The following is a 22236-nucleotide window of genomic DNA, read 5'->3' on the forward strand; positions in this document are numbered from 1 at the left end:
GATCATTTGGTAGCCAGCTCTTTCACCAAAGCCGGTGCTGGATAGATCTTTTCGAGCGCCTCCTGCACCGCGTCGGCCGAGACCACCACAGTCCGGTTGAGAGTGCCATCGTACCCGTAGTTGCCACCCAGCGAGTGGATGTTGCCGTCGAACGCCGCGCCGATCACGGTGCCCGCTCGATCGATGACGGGAGACCCGGAATTGCCGCCGATAATGTCGTTCGTAGTGACGAAGTCGTACGTCGTAGCCGGGTTGATCTTCGCCTTGTTGGCGATGAACGCCGAGGGCGCATCATAGGGCTCGTTGCCGGTCGCACGCTCGAATGTTCCGCCAAGCGTGGTCTGATACGGCACCTTGTTGCCGCGCTCGGTCCAGCCCGCCACCTTACCGTAGCTGATGCGCAGCGTGAACGTCGCGTCGGGGTAGACAGAGTCGCCGAACGCCGCAAAGCGGGCGTCTGACAGCTTGCTGCCGGCGAGCGCCAAGGGGCCGGTGTAGGCGGCATCGACTTGCTGCTTGAGTTCGCGCTGCCGGTCCGCCAGCCGCAGGGCATAGACGATCATCGGGTCTTCGGACGCCCGGATCGCCTTGATCCCTCCGTCCCACAGCGCCTTGCGCACGGCAGGGTCGGCGAGCTTGGTGCCCGATACCAGCGACTGGGCGAGACCCTCCGGACTTGCCTTGCCGAGCAGCAGCTTGGTGTCGGGATCATCCGCACCGAGGTATTCGCGCGCCTTCGACAGGCTCCATTCCAGGGTCAGTTGGTCCAGCCATGGATAGATGGGCCGTTCGTCGAGCAGGGTCTTCTCGGTCAGCGGCAAGCTGCTGTCCGTATAGCCGGGCAGGCGCTCGCCGTTCGGCTTGCCGCGCTCCTGCGCCGCGAACACGAGCGTCTGGGCATATCCCAGCAAATCGCTCGAGGGTTGGGTGAAACGGTAGGGCAGGTACAGCGAGCGATAGGCGCTGACCGCGGAATCAACCGTAGTCCACGGATCGCCAATCGCCGGGTTGTTTGCGCTTCTTGCCCGCAAGTCAGCCTCGGCGGCCGCCAGCTTCCCCGTAAAGGCGGGATCGCCGAGCGCCTTCACCCGACCGATGTAGACCTTGAGGCTGTTCTCAATACCGTTGAGCGTATCGAGACCCTCTCGTTCGCGCGCCGGATTCTCCTGCATGGCGCGGATGAGCCGACCGCGTAGCTCCGAGTATGTTGCGAGGGTGATTGGCAGCGCGACTTCGCGTTGGAAGGCGAGCTGGCTGCTCGTGTTGAGCCGGGCCGTCGAACCCGGATTGCCGACCACGAATGTCGCCTCGCCTTCCTTGGGAGGTCGCGGATTCCATTTCAGGTGGTTTGGCGTCGAAACGGGCTGGCCATTCTCGTAAGCGCGCAGGAAACTTGCATCCATCGAGTAGCGCGGGAAGTTGAAGTTGTCGGGGTCTCCGCCGAATGTTGCCGCGCGATCTTCGGGGGCCCACGCGAGGCGCACGTCCGAGTACTTGCGATAGGTGTAGAGCTTGTATTGGCCGCCACCGAACAGGGTCACGACCTGACAGCGGGTCTTGGCGGTGTCGGTGCAACCTGCCTTTTCGAGCTCGGCGATCTTGGCATCGCGCGCCTTGGTCAGCGCCTCGCCGGTGAGCGTGCCGAACACGCCCTTCACCTGCGACGTTACGTCCGAGATGGCGGTCACCACCTCGGCCTGTTGGCCGGGGCACTTCAGCTCCATATCGCGGCGGGCCGCGACGAACCCCTTGTCGAGGTAGTCGGTCGCTTCGTTCGAATTGTCGAACAGACAGCTGGCCACGCAGTGGTGGTTCGTCAGGATCAGGCCGTTGGGCGAAACGAAGCTCGCCGAGCAACCGCCCGTAAGCCGCACCGCGCCATTCTGCACACGGTTGAGCCAGGCTTGGTCGGGCGCCCAACCGTAGTCTGCGCGCATCTTCTCGGCCGGGAAACCGTCGATGGTCCACATGCCTTCGTCGGCGGAGGCCGGCGAAGCGGCGACTGCGGTGGCGGCTGCAGTCAGCAGCAAGGTGCGTTTGATCATTTGCGGTTCGTCCCCTTGTTTCGCGCCTCTCGAAGAGCGCGTCATAAAGGGAAGTCGGTGGGAAGATCGGAGTTCCGGGTCAACCCAGATTCCGCGAAACTTTGCCAGGGGGCCTGTAAGCCGGGTTCTGTCCCGAGGGCGGTATCCCGAAGGACCAGCCGCTCGGGGGCAGCCATTCATCTAGGCCTTGCGTTGCCGCGAGGCTCCAGCAGCCAACCCGGACCTCTCGGGACGAAACGTCCCTGCCCTTGCGGGCGCGAGGCCCCTATTTGGCCTTGCTCCGGGTGGGGTTTGCCGTGCGAGCGCTGTTACCAGAGCCCCGGTGCGCTCTTACCGCACCCTTTCAGCCTTACCTGCCGTGGCAGGCGGTCTACTCTCTGTGGCACTTTCCCTATGGTTGCCCACGGCGGGCGTTACCCGCCACCCTTGTTTCGTGGAGCCCGGACTTTCCTCGAACGCCTTGCGGCGCACGCGGCTGCCCGGCCCCCTGGCGAGCGCTATCTAGCGCGTCCCTTGTCGCGATCCAAGAGCAGGCGGAACAGGATCGCCCGTATCTGGCCGTCGATCTGCCCGTCGATCTTCTCGGGACGCCAGCGGCGCTGGAACGCTTCGACGGCCTTATGGCCCTCGGTCACGTCGTAGCCGAACCGCTCGAGAGCGAGGTAGAACGAGGCGTCGTTGTCGAACGGATCGCCCGCTTCGAGGTTGTCGGGCCGCGGAAGGCACAAGCGGTAGCGCGCGAGCCGGTCCCACGGAAACAGCTCGCCGGGGTCGATCTTGCGCGCCGGCGCGACGTCGGAATGACCGACGACGTTGGCGCGCGGGATGCCATACTGCTGCACGATCCGCGCCAGCAGGGGGACCAGCGCTTCGAACTGGGCATCGGCGAAGTCGCGATATCCGAACGCATGACCGGGATGGTCGAGTTCGATGCCGATGCTCGCCGAATTCACGTCGGGATGGCCTCGCCAGTAGCTTTGCCCCGCGTGCCAGGCGCGCTTGTCCTCGTCGACCAGCCGGATCACCTCGCCCGCCTCGCTGATCAGGTAATGCGCGCTCACCTTGGCCTCGGGATCGGTCAGCCGCGCCAGCGCCTCGTCCGCGCTCTTCATCTCGGTGTAGTGCAGGACCACCATGGAGATCGGCAGCCCACGCTCGTCCCAATTGGGCGACGGAACGCAGCGGTGGACGAGTTCGTCCAAGCGCTAGGCCTCGGGCAGAACCGCGCCGAGCACCAGCGCATCGTCCGACAGCATGTACTGCAGCCCGCCGCCCGCCTGCCTGGCAACCAGCGCGAGCATATGCGCAGCGGCGGTGCGGCTGGATAGCTCGCCGGGATCGAGCCGGTTCTCGAGCGCGCGGCCGATCGTCTCGTCGAACGCAATGCGCGGCCCGGCGGCACGTACCACGATCTCGCTCGCCCCGTTCCGGCTTTCGGCGCCCACATCGAGCGTGCCCCCGCGAACCAGCGCGTCCAGGCCCATTTGGGCGAAGTTGAGCAGCACCTTCACCGCGCCCTTGGGTAGGCGGTCGGCGGTCAATGCCCAGTTGAGCTCCACCCGCTTGGCATCGCCCACCAGCGCCTCGGTCACCTTACGCGCTTCATCGACCGGCACGCTCTCGCCGAAGCCGCCGGCAGCGCCGAACGCGAGGCGGAAGAACTTGAGCTTGTCGGCGCTCGTCCGCGCACTCTGTTCGAGCAGCTCCAGGCAGCGCTGGCGCATATCGGGATCGCGCTCGTCGGCAAGTAACTCGAGCCCGTTGGTCAACGCGCCAACGGGCGACAGCAAGTCATGACACAGGCGCGAGCAGAGCATCGCGGCGAGTTCGAGGCTTTCGGTTTCGTTCATTTAGCTAAAGGTTTTCCTGAAGATGGCACAGTTGGCACACTGTTCTAGGGATCGAATATTTCCCGGCTCGCAGGCCGGTTTAACGTGCGCGCGAGAAAGGCCGGGCTTGTGCATCGCGGTGCACTAGCCGTGATGCACAATGTAGGAAAGTGGTTCGAAGCCGCCCGGGGCGTCGCGCCACCAACCCACCTTCCCTTCGCCGACAATCGCCCACACTCTGCCGTCCCCCGTGGCATGTGCGCGATCGGTCGCGCTTGGGCGGGGTGGCCCGAGCGGGTGCGAGTGCCAATAGCCGAGCACCTGCGGACCACCCTCTCGCGCGGCGCGGTAAGCTTCGACCAGGTCCCGCGGGTCGATCTCGAAATGGCGAGCGCGGTCCCGGTGGACGTTGCGGCAGAGTTGGATGGTGTCGATCCGGTCGCCCTCCCCCGTCAACAGCCCGCATGCTTCGAACGGGTGGGCTTCCTTCGCTGCGGCCAGCAACTGCTCGATCAGCATGCTTGAGAGTTCCACGTTCATCGCCCATCTCCATAGCATGGGGGGCGGGGAGATCATCAGCGGCACGTTGCCCGGCTCGGGCCGGCTCGATAAATTACTCGCCGAAGCCAGCGGGCTATCGCGCGAACGGGTCAAGGCGCTCATCGGCGGCGGTGCCGTCACCGTAGCCGGCCGCACGGTTACCAGCGGCTCTGCCAAAACGGCGGGCGGCGAAGCTTACTCGATCGCCCTGCCCCCGTCCGCGCCGATGGACGCCCAGGCGCAGGACATTCCGCTCGCGATAGTGTTTGAGGACGAGCACTTGATCGTCGTCGACAAGCCCGCCGGCTTGGTCGTCCACCCCGCCGCGGGCAATCTCGACGGGACGCTGGTCAATGCGCTGCTGCACCATTGTGCAGGGCGCCTGTCGGGCATCAATGGCACGCTGCGACCCGGGATCGTCCACCGCATCGACAAGGACACTTCCGGCCTTCTGGTGGTCGCCAAGAGCGACGCGGCGCACGAGGGCCTCGCGAGGCAGTTCGCGGATCATTCGATCGAGCGGAGCTATCTTGCCGTCTGTGCCGGACACCCCCGCCCTGCCGAAGGGACGATAGCGGCGCGTCTCGGCCGTTCGGACAGCAACCGCAAGAAGATGGCCGTGATCGCCGACACAGCGTCACGCGGCAAGCACGCGGTGACCCACTATCGCACGGTCCGCCCGCTTGATCACGCCGCGCTCATCGAGTGCCGCCTGGAGACGGGGCGCACCCACCAGGTGCGAGTTCACCTTGCGTCAATCGGTCATCCGCTATTGGGAGACCCTGCTTATGGACGCGATCCCGCTCCGCTGCGCGCCCTCCTCAAGGAACTCGACTTTGGCCGCCAGGCGCTCCATGCGGCCAGCCTCGGATTCGTTCATCCGGTCAGCGGCGAACGCCTCGGCTTTGCCGCGGAACTGCCCGCCGATATGGCGGAACTTATCGACCGGATAGCTAATTGAAATCGACGAAATGCACTGCAATCGGCAATGCTAATCCACTATATACAGTGAAGCGTGCCCCGAGCGACGGATGCCCATCAGGGGTCCTGATAAACGAGGGCGACGCAGGAAGGTCAGGGTAAAGTGAGTAATTCCAAGAAAGTAGCGGTCCCGGCCCTCAACGGTGAGCAGAGTCTCAACCGCTATCTGGCCGAGATCAAGAAATTCCCCATCCTGACGCCCGAGCAGGAATACATGCTCGCCAAGCGTTACGCCGAGCACGAAGATCCCGATGCCGCGGCGCAGCTCGTCACCAGCCACCTGCGGCTCGTGGCGAAGATCGCCATGGGCTATCGCGGCTACGGCCTGCCGGTCAGCGACCTCATCTCCGAAGGCAACGTCGGTCTGATGCAGGGCGTCAAGAAGTTCGAACCCGATCGCGGCTTCCGCCTCGCGACTTACGCGATGTGGTGGATCAAGGCGTCGATCCAGGAATTCATCCTCCGCTCGTGGTCGCTCGTGAAGATGGGCACCACCGCGGCGCAGAAGAAGCTGTTCTTCAACCTGCGGCGGATGAAGAAAGAACTCGAAGCCTACGAGGATGCGGACCTTCATCCCGATGACGTGACCAAGATCGCGACCGACCTCGGCGTGCCCGAGCAGGAAGTGATCAACATGAACCGCCGGATGATGATGGGCGGCGATGGCTCGCTCAACGTCACCATGCGCGGCGCCGAGGAAGGCTCGGGCGAATGGCAGGACTGGCTGAAGGACGACCGTCCCTTGCAGGACGAGACGACCGCCGAGGCACAGGAGGCGACTCTCCGCCACGAGATGCTGGTCGAGGCGATGGACAGCCTGAACGAGCGGGAGAAGCACATTCTCACCGAGCGGCGGCTGACCGACGATCCGCAAACCCTGGAAGAGCTCAGCCAGGTCTACGATGTCAGCCGCGAGCGCATCCGCCAGATCGAGGTGCGCGCCTTCGAGAAGCTGCAGAAAGCGATGCAGCGCATCGCTACCGAGCGGCTGCTGCCGGCACCCGCCGCGGGGTGAACAGCGCCGCCGACGCGGCTCTCGGGGAACTACTGGCCGCGCTTGCAAGGCGCGGCTACGCGTTCGTCACGCCGACACCGCTCACGCACGCCAGGGTAATCGCTCGGCCCGAACGCGGCCCGGCGCGCGACCTTGCGGGCGTGCTCGGCTGGAACCTTCCGTTCGACCCTGCGGAGATCGATTCGGAAATCGTCGAGCTGCTGGAGCGGGCCGACGCGCTCGCTCCTGCGGCCGGGGGCAAATGGCGGGCAACGGTGCGCGTGTCCTCGCTCGGCAGTCGCCTCTACCTGCACTCGGGGTTTCCTACCGTCGCGGAGGACGCTGTGTTCTTCGGCCCCGACAGCTACCGGTTCGCCCGCCTGATCAGGGATGAGTTGGGAGGGCGGTCGGCGGGGGTTCGAAGCGTTGTCGATATCGGAACCGGCGCCGGCGTCGGAGCCATCACCGCAGCCGACTGTTGCCCGGCCGCCCGGATCGTCGGCACCGATATCAACCCGCTGGCGCTGCGGTTCTCCCGGCTCAATGCGGCTCACGCCGGCGTTGCGCTCGAAGTCGCGCTTGGAGCCACCCTGGAACCGGTGGACGAGCGTTTCGACGTCATCCTCGCCAACCCACCCTACATGGCCGACGACGGCGCGCGAGCCTATCGCGACGGCGGGGGAATGATCGGCGGCGAGCTTTCGCTGCAGATGGCGCAGTCAGCGCTGCCACGGCTCAATCCCGGCGGGCGGCTGATCCTCTACACCGGATCGGCCATCGTCGATGGACACGACGCGCTGGGGATTGCGCTTTTCGAACTGGCACAGGAGCAAGCTTGCGAGCTCGCCTACCGCGAACTCGATCCCGACGTGTTCGGCGAAGAGCTGGCCAAGCCGGCTTATCGCGCGGCGGACCGCATCGCCGTAGTCGCCGCGGTCTTCACCGCGCCGCGCTAGACAGGCTCGGCCGGCTGAACGTCGCCCTTGGAGAAGACTTGCAACGTGAAGCGCGGCTCGGGGGCCGCAGGCTCGACCCGGGTCGTACTATGGGCAAGCGACGAGCCGTTGCTCACGCCTCGGTTGAAGCTCGGAACGACGGGGGCACCTACTGTCCCGTCCGGCATGCGGTACAGGAAATGGCCGCCCCATGCGGAGTCCCAACGATCGTTCAAATAGACCGTGACCGCGCCGCCCCCATGGTGACCGTCGTCATGCCAGGGGATATAGCTCCCGTGCTCCCAGGCGTAGAGCATGGCGTGCGCCGCTCCGGGGCGCAGGAAGCCGCGGTTGCGAAGCCGCTCGATCAACTTCAGTCCCGGATTATCCGGCAGGTCGTGAATCTGGACGGGCGTGCTATCTTCCACAACGCGCCGATCCCACCGCGCGCTGGATGCCCTGAATCCGAGACCGCTGAAGAAGAGCCGGCGCGCCTCCTTCAGGAGCCAACTGCATAACTCGGGCTCGAAGATGCCTTCGATCACCTCTATGCCGTGGGGATCCTGGCGCACTGATACGGTATCGAGCATTTGATCTCCGGCAGAACGGCGCGTTGGCGAAGGCGTCAGCCCCAAAATTAAGGTGTATGATCTTCGATGTCGAGGATGCGCTTGGCTTGCCGAGCCGCTCGCGAATGCCTAGCGCTCGGGCCGATGGTCCGTATTTCCAGGTTGCTCGCCAAGGTCGTCGTCGGCTTCATCGTACTAAGCCTGGCGCTGGTGCTCATCTTCAAGTTCGTGCCGGTGCCGTTCACCGCGACAATGTTGCTCGACAAGCACGGCATGACGCGAAACTGGGAGCCGCTGTCGAGCATCGATCGCAACCTCGTCTCGGCGGTCATCGCGGCCGAGGACGGCAAGTTTTGCACGCACGACGGCTTCGATCGCCAAGCGATCGAGACCGCCCTCAAGCGCAACATGCAGGGCGGGCGGATCCGCGGCGGCTCGACCATCAGCCAGCAGACGGCCAAGAACGTCTTTCTGTGGCAGGGCGGCGGCTATATCCGCAAGGGCTTCGAAGCGTGGTTCACCTTCCTGGTCGAGAATATCTGGGGCAAGCGGCGGATCATGGAGGTCTACCTCAACGTCGCCGAGACCGGCATCGGCACGTACGGCGCCGAGGAAGGGGCGCTGCGCTATTTCAGGCACTCCGCCGACCATCTCACCCGTTCCGAGGCTGCGCGCATGGCCGCCGCCCTCCCCCAGCCCAAGGAACGCCCGGTGGTGAGCCCCAGCGGCTTCACCCGTCGATACGGCAACACCATTGCCGCCAGAATTGGTGTAGTGCGCCGTGACGGGCTCGACGCCTGCGTTTACGAATAGCGGAATGAGCGGGGGGCATTCACACGAACATGCGCACGGCCACGCGCACGCGCCGGCAGGCCACGGCGCGGCGTTCGCGATCGGGGTCGTGCTCAACTTGGGGTTTGTGGCAATCGAAGCGGTCGCCGGGTTCCTCTCGGGCTCGATGGCGCTGCTTGCCGACGCCGGCCACAACCTGAGCGACGTCTTGAGCCTCGCGCTGGCCTGGGGCGCGAGTGTGCTCGCCAGACGCCCGGCTGGCGGGCGCTACACCTACGGATTCAAGAGCTCGACGATACTGGCCGCGCTCGCCAACGCCGGGTTGTTGCTGGTGGCGATCGGCGGGATCGCGTTCGAGACGCTGAATCGCATGGCCTCGCCGCCCGCGGTCGAGGGGCGCACGATGATGATCGTGGCCGGCATCGGCATTCTCATCAACACCGGCACCGCGCTTCTCTTCCTGCGGGGGCGCGAGCATGACCTCAACATTCGCGGGGCCTTTCTGCACATGACCGCGGACGCGCTGGTGAGCTTGGGCGTAGTGGTGGCGGGCGGGCTGATCCTCCTGACCGGCGAGCGGTGGATCGACCCGGCGACGAGCCTCGTCATCGTGCTGGTGATCGCCTGGGGCACCTGGGGCCTCCTCAAGGACAGCGTGAAGCTGAGCCTCAACGCGGTGCCCGGGCACATCGACGAAGCGGCCGTGCGCACCTATCTGCAGGGGCTCCCCGGCGTGGACGCCGTGCACGACCTGCACATCTGGCCTATGAGCACCACAGAGGCCGCGCTCACTGTCCATCTCGTCATGCCCGGCGGGCATCCCGGAGACACGTTCCTGCGCCAAATCGACCACGAACTCGGTCATCACCATGCGATCGGCCACGTTACGGTGCAGATCGAGACGACCGCGCGCGCCGCTTGCGTTCACGGCGGTTGCGACGGATAGAAACGCGGTGACCGATGACGACGCCCGCGCCCGGCTGACCGCCGCCATCGTCCGCCTGGGGTCCGGCGACAAATCCGCGCTCGAATATGTCTACCGGGCAACGTCGGCGAAGCTTTTCGGCATCTGCCTGCGTATCTTGGGCGACAGGAAGGAGGCCGAGGACGCATTGCAGGAGGTCTATCTCTCGCTCTATCGTCGGGCGGACCGGTTCGATCCCGCCCGCGCGAGCCCGATCAGCTGGATCGCCGTGTTTGCCCGCAACCGGGCAATCGACCGCCTGCGCCGCCTGAAGGCGCGCCCTGCCGAGCGCACGATAGACAGCGCGGCTATCGAGCACGCGGACGGCACTCCACTAGCAGACGAGCTTATGATCGACGTCGCGCGCGACGCACGAATCCACGCCTGTCTCGACGCGCTCGACGATGGCCAGCGGACCAGTATCCGCGCCGCATTCTTCGGCGGGCAGACTTACGCCGAGCTTGCGGAAAAGACCGGCACCGCGCTCGGCACGATGAAGAGCCGCATCCGCCGCGGGCTCGCCAGGCTCAAGACCTGTCTCGAGTCCGGCGAATGACGCCCGACGACCGTCTCGCCGCCGAGCTGGCGATCGGCCTCCTCGACGGCGAGGAACTCCTCGAGGCGCGCGGTCGCGCGGGTGCGGACCCTGCCTTCGCCACCCTGGTCGCGACGTGGGAGGCCCGGCTGGCCCCGCTGCTCGACGAAATACCCGCCTCGCCGCCCCCCCAAGGCTTGTGGCCGAAGATAGCCGCGGAGCTCGAGCGCGACACCGGAAGCGGCGATGTCGTCGCGCTGCGCCGCCGCCTGCGCTTCTGGCAGGGAGCCGCCACCGCGAGCGCCATAGCGGCCTGCGCGGCGCTTGCCGCGGTGGTCATGCTGCCGCAGATGCGTTCCGCACCCCAACCGGCAGCGGCCCCGCTGGTTGCCTCCATTCCGATCGGCGACACAGCCCTGCGCCTTGGCGTTACATACCTGCCCGAGCGCAAGGAGTTGCTGGTCTCGGCCAGCGGCCTGAGTTCCGACGGGGTGCACGATCACGAACTGTGGCTAGTCCCCGACCAGGGCGAACTGCGGTCGCTGGGAGTAGTCGTGCCCGGCCGCGAGCGGCGGGTGCGCCTCGACGCCGAAACCGCTCGCCTCATTCACGATGGCAGCGGCATGGTGCTGACGCGCGAGCCGCTCGGCGGCAAACCGCCCGCCGCCGGGGCCGGGCCGGTCGTGGCCGAAGGCGCTTTCCTCAAAGTCTGACTTTATTCACGGCGCCGTGCATCCGCCCGGCAGCTCGCTTCGTAACTCCCGCCGTGCAAGCCCCCCGCTTGCCCAGCCAAGGAGTTATCAGACGATGCCCTCACTCAAGCTGAAAGCCGCCGCAGTCGCTTCCGTTGCCGCAATGAGCGCTTTGGCCCTCGTTACCGGTGCCCCGGCGGCCGCGCATAACCATTCCGACAAGATGGCTACCAAGGGCCAGCCCAATCTCGTCGAGGCCGCTGTGGGTACCGGCGTGCACACCACGCTTGTGGCTGCGGTCAAGGCCGCGGACCTCGTGGACACGCTCTCGAGCCCGGGCCCCTTCACAGTCTTCGCACCGACCGATTCCGCGTTTGCCGCCCTTCCGGCCGGTACGGTCGAGGCGCTGCTCGAACCGGCCCAGAAGGACACGCTGACCAAGGTTCTCACCTATCACGTGGTCGCCGGCCGGGTGCCTGCCGCGCAGCTTGTCGCCGCAATCAAGAACGGTGGCGGCTCCTACTCGTTCGACACGGTCGCCGGCGAGAAGCTGACCGCTCGGCTCGACGGCTCTATCGTCGTGATCACCGACAAGGTTGGCCGCGCAACCCGCGTCACCCAGACCGACGTCAAGACCACAAATGGCGTGATCCATGTGACCGACGGGGTGTTCCTACCCGGCTGATGTTCCCCCGCTGCCTCCCCTATTGGCAGCGGCGCCTAGCCCCGCCCGGCTTAAATCCCTCACCCGGGCGGGGCCTTTGCGCAAATTGCAATGGCTAGGGCGAGGGTGAAGAAAGGCTGTCGCTTAGGCGTTCAACAGAACCGATCCCACCAGCGCCATCAATACGATCACAATCACGAGCAGGAACAGCATCGCGAAGATGAAGCAGTTGCCGAGAGCATCGTCGCTAAGCCAGGCTGTGGCAATATAGCCGACAACCGCGATCGCCAATCCCCCTCGGAGCCCGGCCGCCGTCCACGCAAGTGCAGTGGCGGCGGCAGTGGCCGAAGCGGAGATGGCAAACTTGCGGCGCCGCGACCAATCGCGCGGGCGCACGGATTAGGCCGCGGCTTCCTTGCCCTTCTTGGTTTCGACCACGCGAACCGGATCTTTGCGGCCTTCAACGACGTCCTTGTCGACTACGATCTCGGTCACCCCGTCCATGTCGGGAAGGTCGAACATCGTGTCGAGCAGGATGCCCTCAACGATCGAACGCAGGCCGCGAGCGCCCGTCTTGCGCTGAATCGCCCGTTCCGCGATCGAACGCAGCGCATCGACCGTGAAGGTCAGTTCCACGTCCTCGAGTTCAAACAGCTTGGCGTATTGCTTGGCCAGCGCGTTCTTGGGCTCGCTGAGGATTTGCACCAGCGCGTCGACATCAAGATCGTTGAGCGTGGCGATCACCGGCAGACGCCCGACGAATTCCGGGATCAAGCCGAACTTGAGCAGATCCTCCGGCTCGCACTTCTGGAGCAATTCGCCGACACGACGCTTGTCGGGATCGGCCACGTGCGCGCCAAAGCCAATCGAGCGCTTCTGCAGCCGGTCAGCGATGATCTTGTCCAGACCCGCGAACGCACCGCCGCAGATGAACAGAATATTGGTCGTGTCGACCTGGAGGAATTCCTGCTGTGGGTGCTTACGACCGCCCTGCGGGGGTACGCTGGCGGTGGTGCCTTCCATCAGCTTGAGCAGCGCCTGCTGCACACCTTCGCCCGACACGTCGCGGGTGATCGAGGGATTTTCCGCCTTGCGGGTGATCTTGTCGATCTCGTCGATGTAGACGATTCCGTGTTGCGCCTTCTCGACGTTGTAGTCGGATGCCTGCAACAGCTTGAGGATAATGTTCTCGACGTCCTCGCCGACATAACCGGCCTCGGTGAGCGTAGTCGCGTCCGCCATCGTGAACGGCACGTCGAACGTGCGGGCGAGAGTCTGCGCAAGCAGCGTCTTGCCCGAGCCGGTGGGCCCGACGAGGAGGATGTTGGACTTTGCCAGCTCGACATCGCCCGACTTGCCCGAGTGCTTGAGCCGCTTATAGTGGTTGTGCACCGCAACCGAGAGCACGCGCTTGGCGCGGTCCTGCCCGATTACGTAATCGTTGAGCGTGGTGAAGATATCCAGCGGCGTCGGAACGTCGCCTTCCTTGCGCCCGGCGATTCCGGCCTTGGTTTCTTCACGGATGATGTCGTTGCACAGCTCGACGCACTCGTCGCAGATGAACACCGTCGGTCCTGCGATGAGCTTGCGCACCTCGTGCTGGGACTTACCGCAGAAGCTGCAGTATAGGGTGCTCTTGCTGTCGGTTCCGCTCAACTTCGTCATTTCCTGGTATCCGATCCCAGCAGGGATTCGCCGACCCTAAGGCCGGAATCATTATAATCAATCCATAGCGCTTAGCGTTTCCGCCCTTGCGGCAAGCTGAAGCGGCAGGGTTGCCGAAATGCTACGATTCTATTCCGGCGCTCCGCCTGAACCCTCATCGTCGTTCGAGGTTTCCGATTCGGGCCGCGTTTCGAACACTTTATCGACGATGCCGAATTCCCGGGCCTCTTCAGCCTCGAGGAAGGTGTCGCGGTCCATCGCCTTCTCGATTTCTTCGAGGCTCTTGCCCGTATACTTGGCATAGAGATCGTTGAGCCGCGTGCGCATGCGTAGAATCTCACGCGCCTGGATTTCGATGTCGCTCGCCATCCCGCGCGCGCCGCCGGAGGGCTGGTGGACCATGATACGCGCATTGGGCAGCGCAATGCGCATGCCGGGCTCGCCTGCCGCCAGCAGGAAGCTGCCCATGGACGCGGCCTGCCCGACGCACACGGTCGAAACGCGCGGCTTGATATACTGCATGGTGTCGTGGATCGCCATGCCGGCCGTCACCACGCCGCCGGGCGAATTGATGTACATGCTGATGGGCTTCGACGGGTTCTCGCTCTCGAGGAAAAGCAGCTGGGCGACGATCAGCGAGGCCATGTTGTCCTCCACCTGATCGGTCACGAACACGATGCGCTCGCGCAGCAGGCGGCTGAAGATATCGAAGCTGCGTTCCCCGCGGCTGGTCTGTTCGACCACGACCGGCACGAGCGCGCCGGTGAACGGGTCACGGGTGAACTTGCCCTGGCTTCCGTAAGTCTCGCCGTAGCCACCCAACACATCGATCATGAAAATCCGGTCCTTCCGTCGCAGTACAAGGCCCTATGTCGCGAGTGCCCGGACGATGTTCAAGGGGATTAACCTTCCCGCTTGGGGACGGCCACAAGTGCTTGATTTCCGGAGCCCGCGTGGCAGGCTGCCACGATGAAGCCATTGCACTTGCTCGCCCTGCCCCTGGTCGTCTGCGGTTGCCCGGTCAACGCTAAGCCCACTCCCGCCACCGCAACTCCCGTTCAAGCGACCGAAGCCTACCTTCAACGGATCGAGCGACTCGACGATAGCGGGCCGGAAATTGACGCGGTCATCGCCTATGACAAGGATGCTGCCGCGAAGAGCCGGGCCTCCGCCCGGGTCGCTCCCCTCCAAGGTCGCGCCGTGCTGGTGAAAGACAATATCGAGACGCGCGAATGGCCCACGACCGCGGGAAGCCTGGCGCTGTCGAAAAACATGACGGGCAGAGACGCGCCGATGATAGCTCGGCTGCGCGAGGCCGGCGGCGTCATCCTCGGCAAGACCAACCTCAGCGAGTGGGCCAACATCCGCTCGAACGATTCGACGAGCGGCTGGAGTGCGGTCGGCGGCCTGACCAGGAACCCCCATGCCACGGATCGCAATCCCTGCGGGTCTTCCTCCGGTAGCGCCGCGGCCGTGGCCGCCGGGTTTGCCTGGGCGGCCATCGGTACGGAGACGAACGGCTCGATCACCTGTCCAGCCAGCGTCAACGGCGTGGTCGGTTTCAAGCCCACGGTAGGGCTGGTCAGCCGCACGAATATCGTGCCCATCAGCGGGACGCAGGATACCGCAGGTCCGATGGCGCGCAACGTCGCCGACGCCGCTCTGCTACTGGGCGCCATCGCCGGGAGCGACCCCGCGGACCCGGCAACCATCCAGGCCGATCGATTCAAGGTCGACTTCACCCGCGGACTGGACACCGCGTCGTTGAGCGGCGTCCGCGTCGGGGTATTGCGCAAGCAAGTCGGAAGCGATCCGAGAGTCACGGCACTATTCGAGAAGTCATTGCGCGACATGGAGCGGGCGGGCGCGGTCCTCGTGGATGTCGAATGGACCTGGCCGGATGGATTTTGGGATCGTTCGCTGCCGGTGCTCCTTTTCGAACTCCGGCGCGACCTGGATGCCTACCTCGGCACGCTCCCTGGGGAGGGATTGCCCAACACGCTGGCCGATGTCGCGGCGTTTAACCGCGCGCATGCCGACGAAGAGCTGCGCTGGTTCGACCAGGGACTGTTTGAGCAGGCGCTCAGGACGACCGACGAGGCAGCCTACGTCGAGGCACGAGATGCCAATCTCAAAGCGACCGGCGAGGACGGCATCGACCGGCTGCTCCGCGAAAACCGGGTCGCGATGCTGATCGCGCCCACGCGGGGCGTGGCCTGGACGACCGATCTCGTGAACGGCGACAGCGGGGGTCGCGGCGGCATTGGTGCCGGATCACTGGCGGCCATTGCCGGCTACCCTCACCTCACCGTCCCGATGGGCTCCGTCGAGGGCTTGCCGGTCGGCATCAGCTTCATGGGAGGAAAGTGGCAGGACCACGCGATCCTGCAGGCCGGTGCTGCCTACGAGCGAGCGCGCACGGCAACACTCCCGGAACCCACGTTCAAGCCGTGGGCACCGGAAGCGCGCTAAGCGATTACTTCTCGCTAGCGGCCGTCTTGGCCGGCGCCTTCTTGGTGGCCGGCTCCTTCCCGCCAGATGCCTCGGCCTTTTTCGCCGGTGCCTTCTTTGCTGCGGGCTTATCTTCCGCTGCGGCGGCATCCTTCTTGGGCGCCGTCTGCTTCGGGGCGGCTTCCTTGGCGGGAGCGTCCTTCTTCGATGCGTCCTTTTTGGACGCGGCCTTCTTCGCTGGCGCCGGCGCGGGGGCTTCCTCGGCTTCGATCGCCGACTGAAGTTCCTCGCGGGTCACCTCGCGCTCGGTCACTTCCGCCTTGTCGAACAGGAAGTCGACGACCTTGTCTTCGTAGAGCGGCGCGCGCAGCTGGGCGGCGGCCATGTCGTTGGTGCGGATCAGCTCCATGAACCGGTCGCGATCCTCCGGGCGATACTGCTGGGCGGCCTGCTGGACCAGCATCGACATTTCGGCCTGGGTCACGGCCACGCCGTTGGCCTGACCGATTTCCGACAGTAACAGGCCCAGGCGCACGCGGCGCTCCGCGATCTTGCGGTAATCGTCCTTCTCGGCCTCGATTTCCTTCATCGTTTCGGCCGGATTCTCGTCGTTCGCGGCTTCCTGCTGGAGCTGATTCCAGATCTGCTCAAACTCCGCGTCGACCATCGTCTGCGGAACCGCGAAATCGTGCCCCGAAGCAAGCGTGTCGAGCAGCTGGCGCTTCATGGCTGTGCGGGTGAGGCCGCCCAGCTCCTGTTCCAGCTGGCCCTTGAGCAGGCCGCGCAGCTGCTCGAGGCTTTCAAGACCCAGCGACTTGGCAAAATCCTCGTCGACGCTGGTCTCGTCCTCGATCTGCACCTTGTGCACATGGATTGCGAACTGCGCTTCCTTGCCGGCCAGTTCCTTCGCCGGATAGTCGGCGGGGAAGGTCACGGTGATGGTCTTGTCGTCGCCCGCTTTCACGCCGGCGAGCTGCTCTTCGAAGCCCGGGATGAAGCGCTTGGCGCCCAGTTGTAGCGGCGTCTCTTCCGCTTTGCCGCCTTCAAACTCGACGCCGTCGATCGAGCCGGTGAAGTCGATGATGATCTGGTCGCCATCGGCTGCCTTCTTCGCCTTGGGGGCGTCCTTCCAGCTCTTCTGCTGGCTGGCGATGTTCTTCACCGCCTCATCCACCTCGGCATCGCTCACCGGAACCGTGAGCCTCTCGAGCTTGAGGCCCTCAACTTTGGGCGCTGCGACTTCGGGAAGAATCTCGAGGTCAACCGTGAGCTTGGCGTCCTTCCCCTCGGCGTAATCGTCGTTGAGGGCGATGCGCGGCTGCATCGCCGGGCGCAGCTTCTTGTCTTTCATCAGCGAATCGACTGAAGCGCTGATCTGCTCGTTGACCACCTGGCCATGGATCGCCTCGCCGTGCATCTTCTTGACGAGGTTCGCCGGCACCTTGCCCGGGCGGAAACCAGGCATGCGCACCTGGGGCGCGATCTTCTTCACCTCGGCAGCGACGGCGGCGTCGATCTCCTTGGCGGTGATCGTCAGCGTATACGCGCGACGCAGGCCTTCGTTGGTGGTCTCTTCGATCTTCATGGGAGGTCAAAAGCCTTTGTAAAACATATCTCTCTTGATCGTTCGGCACGCGGTGCGGCGGTTGGTGCGGGCGAAGGGACTCGAACCCCCACATCTTGCGATACTGGTACCTAAAACCAGCGCGTCTACCAATTCCGCCACGCCCGCAAACTGAACGAAGCCGCACGCGCGGGATGGCCCGCCCGCGAACAGGGGTGCGCCGTTACAGCGAGGCGACCGAAAGGGCAAGCGGGGGAACACGAGCGGGTCGCGAACCGTTCTAGCGGCGACACGAAAGGATGCCCTTCATGGCCTCGACACCACAGCAGCCCGACCCGAACCCGGATACGATCAATCCGGCCGCTCCGCCGGAATCGCCTCCGATCATTCCGCCTGCCGAAGATCCGGTGCGCCAACCCGACGAGGTGAATCCAGTGACGCCGGACACGATCTCTCCGAGCCAGCAGCCGGTCGAGATGCCTCCGGCCCAGGATTGATTTCGATGAGCAGCGCCCGCCAAGACACCATTCCGCCAGCCAAGCTCGACGAAGATGGCAAAGTGGCGGACACGGGACCGGTACTCGATGTCGGCGGCAGTTCGATCGACGACGAGCGAAGAGGCACGGGCGAACCCGAAGAACCCTCGCGGGCCGCTCCCCCGGAGACGGAACTGCCGCCCGACTGAGCTTGCCGCTGGGGAGCGTGCGGTCTAAGGGCCCCGCCCCATGAGCGACGACAAGCCACAGACCCCGCCCGACCGCCTTTCGGTCAATCCGCGCAGCGACCATTTCGACCAGAGCGCTCTTGAGCGCGGCGTGGGCATCCGTTTCAAGGATCGAGTGCGGACGGACGTGGAGGAATACTGCGTCTCGGAGGGCTGGATTCGCGTCCAGGCCGGCAAGACGATGGACCGGAAGGGCCAGCCGCTTACGCTAAAGCTCAATGGTCCGGTCGAGGCGTGGTTCGAGGATCTCGGCGACGCGCCACCGGTCGCGAAGGCGTAAAACTAGCCGCCGTAGCGGGCCAGCGCCGCCTCGATCGCGTCGCGTGGCTTGGCCTCAGGCGGCGGTCCGGCCCGGCGAGGGGTTTGAACCTCCCGTCCCGGCCGCTTGGCAGCCACCGGTTCCCCAATCGAAGCGAACGCGCTTGCGAACGCCCTGGAATGGGCGGGTGAGGCTGCTCGGGCTGGGACCGGGTAGCTGGCAGTCGCCACCACGCTATTGCGGTCGAACGGAGCGTTCGTTTCGCGCTCGTTGTATATGAAGCCGGCCACCGGCCACGCGCTCGTGCCCAAATCTTGTAGTGGCGCATACCAGACGCGAACCTGGCTCCAGTCGTTCGCCGGGCTCACGTCGATCGCCTTTACCCCGCGCTCGATCTGCCCGCGCCGGCCGTCGATTGGCGACCAGTTTGCGTGGTCGAGCAGCACGGTCCGGCTGTCGATCACCCTGGAAACCGTGGCGACATGCCCTAGCACCATGGTGCCTGTCGGCCGGAAGGCCATCACCGCGCCTGGGCGAGGCTGCTGGCCCCGCTCGTAACGGCCCGCGGCCTGGTCCCACCAGGTCCGCGCGTCGCCGTAGATCTGTACGCCGGAACGTTCGCGCGCATAGGGCACGCATTGCAGGTAGGGCGCCAGTTCGCGGCCGCTCGAGAAGCCGTCGGCCGCATCGGCAAGCGCTGCGCCCGGGACGACGAACGCGACCATGGCTATGACTAACAGCAGACCCCTCATGCTCACACGGGTCGCAGAATAAGGTTAGCACGAGGTTACCGCTGCGCTTGCCAAGCAGCGCGGGAGCGGCCACCTGCGCGGCGCGATGAAACCCACCGTCATCATCATCGGTCGCCCCAATGTCGGCAAGTCGACGCTGTTCAATCGGCTGGTTGGCAAGAAGCTTGCCCTGGTCGACGACCAGCCCGGGGTGACGCGCGACCGCCGCTTCGGCGACGCCGCGATCGCCGGCCTCGAGTTCACGATCGTCGATACGGCCGGCTGGGAAGACGAGGACGAGGAAACCCTCCCCGGCCGGATGCGCAAGCAGACCGAAGTCAGCGTCGAAGGTGCCGACGCCGCGTTGTTCGTGATCGACGCCCGCGCCGGCCTGACTCCGCTCGACGAGGAAATCGCCCGCTGGCTGCGGACGCAGGAAATTCCCGTGGTGGCTGTCGCCAACAAGGCGGAAGGGCGCGCGGGCGATGCAGGGCTCTACGAGGCCTTCTCGCTCGGCTTCGGCGAACCCGTCGCATTGTCGGCCGAGCATGGCGAGGGGGTCGCCGACCTGTTCGACGCGCTTTATCCGATCATCGGCGCCTCGGAGGACGAACGCGAGGCGGCGGACCGCGCGGGCGAGCCGGCCGAGCCCGACGACATCGAACTGGGCCCGCTGAAGCTGGCGATCGTCGGTCGCCCCAACGCGGGCAAGTCGACGCTTATCAATCGGCTGCTCGGCGAAGACCGGCTGCTAACCGGTCCCGAGGCCGGCATCACCCGCGATTCGATCGCCGTCGATTGGCAATGGACCGACCCCGAAGGGCAAGTGCGCGACATACGGCTGATCGACACGGCCGGGATGCGCAAGCGCGCGTTGGTGGTCGAAAAGCTCGAGAAGATGTCGGTCGCCGACGCCAAGCACGCGATCGACTTTGCCGAAGTCGTTGTGCTTCTGCTCGACGCGACCCGAGGCCTGGAACACCAGGATCTCAAGATCGCCTCGATGGTGATCGAAGAGGGCCGCGCGCTGATGGTGGCGATAAACAAGTGGGACGTCGCCGAGGACGCGAGCAGCCTGTTCAACGGGATCAAGGCCGCGCTCGATGATGGCCTTTCGCAGGTTAAGGGCCTGTCGGTATTCGCCGTCAGTGCGAAGACCGGCAAGGGCCTCGACACGATGCTGAAGGCCGCCTTCGAGATCCGCGAAGCTTGGTCGAAGCGCGTGCCGACCGCCGCGCTCAACCGTTGGTTCGACGATGCCTTGGAGGCCAACCCCCCGCCTGCGCCGAAGGGCAAGCGGATCAAGCTGCGCTACATAACCCAGGCGGGAACCCGCCCGCCCCGCTTCGTCATCTTCGGTACTCGGCTCGACATGCTGCCTGCGAGCTACGAGCGGTATCTGGTGAACGATATCCGCCGGAAACTGGGCTTCGACGCCGTGCCGGTGCGCGTGGTGCTGAAAAGCCCGAAGAACCCGTTCGCCAAATAGCGACTGCTCAAGCGGCGGGGCAGCGCAACTTCAACGCGCACCGCACGCCATCCTCAGGATATTCGACCGCGAAGCTGGCGGCCGCGGAGCGCATCGACAGGATTCGCGAGCCCATTCCCTTGCGCCCAGGCGGTTTGACCGGGGGGCCGCCACGTTCGCACCAAAGCGCCGTGACCGAACCTTGCGCGGGTTGGCCCCACGACACCTCGACCCACCCTTCAGGGATGCTCAACGCACCATACTTGATGGCGTTGGTGGCCAGCTCGTGAAGCGCGAGCACGGCGGGAACGCAGCTGTCGCGATCCACCGCGCACGTGTCGCCTGAAAGACGAATGTCGTAGTCGGACATGAAGGGCCGCAGGGCTTCGAGCGCGAGGTCCGGCAGCCCGAACGCCGTGGGCCCTTCGGTGCCCAGCAAGTCGACTGCGCGACTGAGCGCGATGAGCCGTTCGGTGAACGCCTGGTGTGCTTTCTCCGGATCCGAATGGCGCACCGAGAGCGTCGAAAGCGACCCCACGAGCGCCAGGAGGTTCTTGAGCCGATGGCGCAGTTCCTGATTGAGGAGAGCTTCCCGCGCCGTGGCCCCTGCAGCCTGTGCAAAAACTCGTCGCAGGGCTTCGACAATCCCGAGAAGGACCACGCAGGTGAGCGCGAACATGCCGACGATGGCTAGCCCTTCCGGACTTTCGCCGAGCCGCGGAGCCGCTTCCATCAATACCATCCTCACGACAGCGGCGCTCAGGATGGCCGTCAACGCGCCATAGCGCCAGCCGAGGAACAGACCGGCAAGCACGATGGCCGGGAAGAAAGTGACGAAAGGGACGCCGTTCTCGCCTCGGTCGAGGCCGTAGCGGATGGCAGTCGGTATGATGACCGCGACGGCCGTCCAGGCAAGGCTTGCGGCGAGCGAATGCCGGGCGAGCATTGCTCGCCCGATCTGCTGCCCGATACGTTGCCACGAGAGGCCGTCAGATCCGCCCATCCCACCCCCTACCGGAGCGAGAATGCGCCTGTTTGCAGGTGCTTGTAAATTGGAATTGTTAGTGGCCGGGTGGCGGCCGAGTCACCCTTCGCCCGCCGGCTCGCTTTGCAACTGTACGTAGTTGGCGAGGCCCATCCGCTCGATCATGTCGAACTGGGTCTCCAGGAAATCGACGTGTTCCTCCTCGCTTTCGAGGATGCGTTCGAAGAGCTCGCGGCTGACGTAATCGCGCACGCTCTCGCAATGCTGGATGGCGTCCTTCAATAGCGGAATTGCTTCCATTTCGAGCGCGAGATCGGCCTTGAGGATCTCCTCGACCGTCTCGCCGACCTTGAGCTTATGGATCGCCTGGAAGTTGGGCAGACCGTCGAGAAACAGGACACGCTCCGACAAGGTGTCGGCGTGCTTCATCTCGTCGATGGACTCATGCCGCTCGTATTCGGCCAGCTTGCGGACGCCCCAATGGTGCAGCACCCGGTAGTGCAGCCAGTACTGGTTTATCGCAGTCAGCTCGTTGGTCAGCGCACGGTTGAGATAGTCGATGACTGTCGGGTCGCCCTTCATTCCCATTCTCCTGCCACCCTCGCGCAACCTATGCGCTGAGCGGCTGCATGGAGCAAGGTGAGTTCAAGCAGCGAAAGGAATGGCCGCCAGTTTGCGCTCTTCGAAGATGATATCTTCGGCTTCATCGAGGCAATGTCCGCAGTTTGGACGCTTGCCGAGCGCTTCATAGACGCCCTCGGCCCCGCCCGACGCACGCAACGCCGCGCGGCGTAGCTCGCATTCACGAATGGCATTGCAGACACAGACGTACATGCCTGATCTCCTCCA

The 22236-nt window shown here is 65.1% G+C and carries 26 protein-coding genes, 1 tRNA gene and 1 other RNA gene; 13 read left to right on the forward strand and 15 right to left on the reverse strand.

The window, feature by feature from the left end:
- Positions 1-2: 2 nt before the first annotated feature.
- The 5 genes from ACWPM1_RS09485 to ACWPM1_RS09505 form a co-directional block, all read right to left on the reverse strand.
- Positions 3-2045 (reverse strand): S46 family peptidase, encoded by a 2043-nt coding sequence (locus tag ACWPM1_RS09485; RefSeq protein WP_455694588.1) that lies wholly within the window; start codon positions 2043-2045, stop codon positions 3-5.
- Positions 2046-2145: 100 nt separating this feature from the next.
- Positions 2146-2536, reverse strand: an RNA gene (rnpB, locus tag ACWPM1_RS09490) — RNase P RNA component class A.
- Positions 2537-2542: 6 nt separating this feature from the next.
- Positions 2543-3247, reverse strand: a complete 705-nt coding sequence (locus ACWPM1_RS09495) for an N-acetylmuramoyl-L-alanine amidase (protein WP_455694589.1) — start codon at positions 3245-3247, stop codon at positions 2543-2545.
- A gap of 3 nt (positions 3248-3250) precedes the next feature.
- The gene (locus tag ACWPM1_RS09500; protein ID WP_455694590.1) at positions 3251-3895 is read right to left on the reverse strand and encodes a histidine phosphotransferase family protein; all 645 of its coding nucleotides are present in this window, start codon (positions 3893-3895) and stop codon (positions 3251-3253) included.
- Positions 3896-4018: 123 nt separating this feature from the next.
- A complete protein-coding gene (locus ACWPM1_RS09505) occupies positions 4019-4414 on the reverse strand; it encodes a M67 family metallopeptidase (protein ID WP_455694591.1) in 396 nt (131 codons plus the stop codon).
- 16 nt (positions 4415-4430) lie between these two features.
- Between ACWPM1_RS09505 and ACWPM1_RS09510 the strand changes: the two genes are divergently transcribed.
- The 3 genes from ACWPM1_RS09510 to ACWPM1_RS09520 all read left to right on the forward strand — a co-directional run bounded on the left by ACWPM1_RS09510 (position 4431) and on the right by ACWPM1_RS09520 (position 7345).
- Positions 4431-5375 carry an RluA family pseudouridine synthase gene (locus tag ACWPM1_RS09510; protein WP_455694592.1) on the forward strand — a complete coding sequence of 315 codons (945 nt, stop codon included), beginning with the start codon at positions 4431-4433 and terminating at the stop codon, positions 5373-5375.
- A 186-nt stretch (positions 5376-5561) separates the two neighbouring features.
- A complete protein-coding gene (rpoH, locus tag ACWPM1_RS09515) occupies positions 5562-6410 on the forward strand; it encodes an RNA polymerase sigma factor RpoH (protein ID WP_455695154.1) in 849 nt (282 codons plus the stop codon).
- Positions 6407-7345, forward strand: coding sequence for a methyltransferase (locus ACWPM1_RS09520; RefSeq protein ID WP_455694593.1), 939 nt, complete (start codon positions 6407-6409; stop codon positions 7343-7345). Before rpoH ends, ACWPM1_RS09520 begins: the two co-directional genes overlap by 4 nt.
- Here the strand turns inward: ACWPM1_RS09520 and ACWPM1_RS09525 are convergent.
- Entirely contained in the window at positions 7342-7914 is a 573-nt protein-coding gene (locus ACWPM1_RS09525) for a 2OG-Fe(II) oxygenase (protein WP_455694594.1), read from the reverse strand. The two genes, ACWPM1_RS09520 and ACWPM1_RS09525, sit on opposite strands and share 4 nt — an antisense overlap.
- Positions 7915-8037: 123 nt before the next feature.
- Here ACWPM1_RS09525 and mtgA point away from each other — a divergent pair, with 123 nt between their 5' ends.
- The 5 genes from mtgA to ACWPM1_RS09550 all read left to right on the forward strand — a co-directional run bounded on the left by mtgA (position 8038) and on the right by ACWPM1_RS09550 (position 11561).
- Positions 8038-8706, forward strand: a complete 669-nt coding sequence (mtgA, locus tag ACWPM1_RS09530; RefSeq protein WP_455694595.1) for a monofunctional biosynthetic peptidoglycan transglycosylase — start codon at positions 8038-8040, stop codon at positions 8704-8706.
- Between the two features lie 4 nt (positions 8707-8710).
- A complete protein-coding gene (locus ACWPM1_RS09535) occupies positions 8711-9631 on the forward strand; it encodes a cation diffusion facilitator family transporter (RefSeq protein WP_455694596.1) in 921 nt (306 codons plus the stop codon).
- Between the two features lie 7 nt (positions 9632-9638).
- Positions 9639-10205, forward strand: coding sequence for a sigma-70 family RNA polymerase sigma factor (locus tag ACWPM1_RS09540; protein WP_455694597.1), 567 nt, complete (start codon positions 9639-9641; stop codon positions 10203-10205).
- Complete coding sequence (locus ACWPM1_RS09545) at positions 10202-10897, forward strand: anti-sigma factor (protein ID WP_455694598.1); 696 nt, start codon at positions 10202-10204, stop codon at positions 10895-10897. The genes ACWPM1_RS09540 and ACWPM1_RS09545 overlap by 4 nt, the downstream gene beginning before the upstream one ends.
- A 94-nt stretch (positions 10898-10991) precedes the next feature.
- The gene (locus tag ACWPM1_RS09550) at positions 10992-11561 is read left to right on the forward strand and encodes a fasciclin domain-containing protein (protein ID WP_455694599.1); all 570 of its coding nucleotides are present in this window, start codon (positions 10992-10994) and stop codon (positions 11559-11561) included.
- 123 nt (positions 11562-11684) lie between these two features.
- Here ACWPM1_RS09550 and ACWPM1_RS09555 read toward each other — a convergent pair whose 3' ends face one another.
- From ACWPM1_RS09555 to ACWPM1_RS09565, 3 genes are all read right to left on the reverse strand, one after another.
- A complete protein-coding gene (locus tag ACWPM1_RS09555; protein ID WP_455694600.1) occupies positions 11685-11936 on the reverse strand; it encodes a hypothetical protein in 252 nt (83 codons plus the stop codon).
- Positions 11937-11939: 3 nt separating this feature from the next.
- Positions 11940-13205, reverse strand: coding sequence for an ATP-dependent Clp protease ATP-binding subunit ClpX (gene clpX / locus ACWPM1_RS09560; protein ID WP_455694601.1), 1266 nt, complete (start codon positions 13203-13205; stop codon positions 11940-11942).
- A 129-nt stretch (positions 13206-13334) separates the two neighbouring features.
- Positions 13335-14039 carry an ATP-dependent Clp protease proteolytic subunit gene (locus ACWPM1_RS09565; RefSeq protein ID WP_455694602.1) on the reverse strand — a complete coding sequence of 235 codons (705 nt, stop codon included), beginning with the start codon at positions 14037-14039 and terminating at the stop codon, positions 13335-13337.
- A 135-nt stretch (positions 14040-14174) separates the two neighbouring features.
- Between ACWPM1_RS09565 and ACWPM1_RS09570 the strand changes: the two genes are divergently transcribed.
- The gene (locus ACWPM1_RS09570) at positions 14175-15677 is read left to right on the forward strand and encodes an amidase (RefSeq protein ID WP_455694603.1); all 1503 of its coding nucleotides are present in this window, start codon (positions 14175-14177) and stop codon (positions 15675-15677) included.
- Positions 15678-15681: 4 nt separating this feature from the next.
- On the opposite strand, the gene tig is transcribed toward ACWPM1_RS09570, so the two are convergent.
- Positions 15682-17241: a trigger factor gene (gene tig / locus ACWPM1_RS09575; protein WP_455694604.1), complete on the reverse strand. Its 1560-nt coding sequence runs from the start codon at positions 17239-17241 to the stop codon at positions 15682-15684.
- A gap of 62 nt (positions 17242-17303) precedes the next feature.
- Positions 17304-17388: transfer RNA gene (locus ACWPM1_RS09580), tRNA-Leu, on the reverse strand.
- A gap of 140 nt (positions 17389-17528) precedes the next feature.
- Between ACWPM1_RS09580 and ACWPM1_RS09585 the strand changes: the two genes are divergently transcribed.
- From ACWPM1_RS09585 to ACWPM1_RS09595, 3 genes are read left to right on the forward strand one after another with little or no spacing between them, the layout of a single operon-like run.
- On the forward strand, positions 17529-17717 hold the full coding sequence (locus ACWPM1_RS09585) for a hypothetical protein (protein WP_455694605.1): 189 nt from the start codon (positions 17529-17531) through the stop codon (positions 17715-17717).
- A 5-nt stretch (positions 17718-17722) separates the two neighbouring features.
- Positions 17723-17905, forward strand: a complete 183-nt coding sequence (locus ACWPM1_RS09590; RefSeq protein WP_455694606.1) for a hypothetical protein — start codon at positions 17723-17725, stop codon at positions 17903-17905.
- 40 nt (positions 17906-17945) lie between these two features.
- Positions 17946-18224 carry a DUF3297 family protein gene (locus ACWPM1_RS09595; RefSeq protein WP_455694607.1) on the forward strand — a complete coding sequence of 93 codons (279 nt, stop codon included), beginning with the start codon at positions 17946-17948 and terminating at the stop codon, positions 18222-18224.
- 2 nt (positions 18225-18226) lie between these two features.
- Here the strand turns inward: ACWPM1_RS09595 and ACWPM1_RS09600 are convergent, their stop codons facing one another.
- The gene (locus ACWPM1_RS09600) at positions 18227-18955 is read right to left on the reverse strand and encodes a CHAP domain-containing protein (protein WP_455694608.1); all 729 of its coding nucleotides are present in this window, start codon (positions 18953-18955) and stop codon (positions 18227-18229) included.
- Between the two features lie 85 nt (positions 18956-19040).
- Here ACWPM1_RS09600 and der point away from each other — a divergent pair, with 85 nt between their 5' ends.
- Positions 19041-20423, forward strand: a complete 1383-nt coding sequence (gene der, locus ACWPM1_RS09605; protein WP_455694609.1) for a ribosome biogenesis GTPase Der — start codon at positions 19041-19043, stop codon at positions 20421-20423.
- Positions 20424-20430: 7 nt separating this feature from the next.
- On the opposite strand, the gene ACWPM1_RS09610 is transcribed toward der, so the two are convergent.
- The 3 genes from ACWPM1_RS09610 to ACWPM1_RS09620 form a co-directional block, all read right to left on the reverse strand.
- Entirely contained in the window at positions 20431-21405 is a 975-nt protein-coding gene (locus ACWPM1_RS09610; RefSeq protein ID WP_455694610.1) for a sensor histidine kinase, read from the reverse strand.
- An 81-nt stretch (positions 21406-21486) separates the two neighbouring features.
- Positions 21487-21969 carry a bacterioferritin gene (bfr, locus tag ACWPM1_RS09615; RefSeq protein WP_455694611.1) on the reverse strand — a complete coding sequence of 161 codons (483 nt, stop codon included), beginning with the start codon at positions 21967-21969 and terminating at the stop codon, positions 21487-21489.
- A 63-nt stretch (positions 21970-22032) separates the two neighbouring features.
- Positions 22033-22221 (reverse strand): (2Fe-2S)-binding protein, encoded by a 189-nt coding sequence (locus tag ACWPM1_RS09620; RefSeq protein ID WP_455694612.1) that lies wholly within the window; start codon positions 22219-22221, stop codon positions 22033-22035.
- Positions 22222-22236 lie beyond the last annotated feature (15 nt).

Source organism: Tsuneonella sp. HG249 (genome assembly GCF_053819205.1).

Bases quoted from the DNA above. Each gene is read 5' to 3' on its own strand.
- ACWPM1_RS09565 (WP_455694602.1), bottom strand. From the start codon at position 14,039: ATGATCGATGTGTTGGGTGGCTACGGCGAGACTTACGGAAGCCAGGGC.
- ACWPM1_RS09535 (WP_455694596.1), top strand. From the start codon at position 8,711: ATGAGCGGGGGGCATTCACACGAACATGCGCACGGCCACGCGCACGCG.
- clpX (WP_455694601.1), bottom strand. From the start codon at position 13,205: ATGACGAAGTTGAGCGGAACCGACAGCAAGAGCACCCTATACTGCAGC.
- ACWPM1_RS09620 (WP_455694612.1), bottom strand. From the start codon at position 22,221: ATGTACGTCTGTGTCTGCAATGCCATTCGTGAATGCGAGCTACGCCGC.
- ACWPM1_RS09570 (WP_455694603.1), top strand. From the start codon at position 14,175: ATGAAGCCATTGCACTTGCTCGCCCTGCCCCTGGTCGTCTGCGGTTGC.
- ACWPM1_RS09505 (WP_455694591.1), bottom strand. From the start codon at position 4,414: ATGAACGTGGAACTCTCAAGCATGCTGATCGAGCAGTTGCTGGCCGCA.
- ACWPM1_RS09510 (WP_455694592.1), top strand. From the start codon at position 4,431: ATGGGGGGCGGGGAGATCATCAGCGGCACGTTGCCCGGCTCGGGCCGG.
- ACWPM1_RS09595 (WP_455694607.1), top strand. From the start codon at position 17,946: ATGAGCGACGACAAGCCACAGACCCCGCCCGACCGCCTTTCGGTCAAT.
- ACWPM1_RS09590 (WP_455694606.1), top strand. From the start codon at position 17,723: ATGAGCAGCGCCCGCCAAGACACCATTCCGCCAGCCAAGCTCGACGAA.
- ACWPM1_RS09585 (WP_455694605.1), top strand. From the start codon at position 17,529: ATGGCCTCGACACCACAGCAGCCCGACCCGAACCCGGATACGATCAAT.
- ACWPM1_RS09610 (WP_455694610.1), bottom strand. From the start codon at position 21,405: ATGGGCGGATCTGACGGCCTCTCGTGGCAACGTATCGGGCAGCAGATC.
- ACWPM1_RS09525 (WP_455694594.1), bottom strand. From the start codon at position 7,914: ATGCTCGATACCGTATCAGTGCGCCAGGATCCCCACGGCATAGAGGTG.
- ACWPM1_RS09500 (WP_455694590.1), bottom strand. From the start codon at position 3,895: ATGAACGAAACCGAAAGCCTCGAACTCGCCGCGATGCTCTGCTCGCGC.
- ACWPM1_RS09485 (WP_455694588.1), bottom strand. From the start codon at position 2,045: ATGATCAAACGCACCTTGCTGCTGACTGCAGCCGCCACCGCAGTCGCC.
- tig (WP_455694604.1), bottom strand. From the start codon at position 17,241: ATGAAGATCGAAGAGACCACCAACGAAGGCCTGCGTCGCGCGTATACG.
- ACWPM1_RS09550 (WP_455694599.1), top strand. From the start codon at position 10,992: ATGCCCTCACTCAAGCTGAAAGCCGCCGCAGTCGCTTCCGTTGCCGCA.
- mtgA (WP_455694595.1), top strand. From the start codon at position 8,038: ATGGTCCGTATTTCCAGGTTGCTCGCCAAGGTCGTCGTCGGCTTCATC.
- bfr (WP_455694611.1), bottom strand. From the start codon at position 21,969: ATGAAGGGCGACCCGACAGTCATCGACTATCTCAACCGTGCGCTGACC.
- ACWPM1_RS09600 (WP_455694608.1), bottom strand. From the start codon at position 18,955: ATGAGGGGTCTGCTGTTAGTCATAGCCATGGTCGCGTTCGTCGTCCCG.
- der (WP_455694609.1), top strand. From the start codon at position 19,041: ATGAAACCCACCGTCATCATCATCGGTCGCCCCAATGTCGGCAAGTCG.
- ACWPM1_RS09545 (WP_455694598.1), top strand. From the start codon at position 10,202: ATGACGCCCGACGACCGTCTCGCCGCCGAGCTGGCGATCGGCCTCCTC.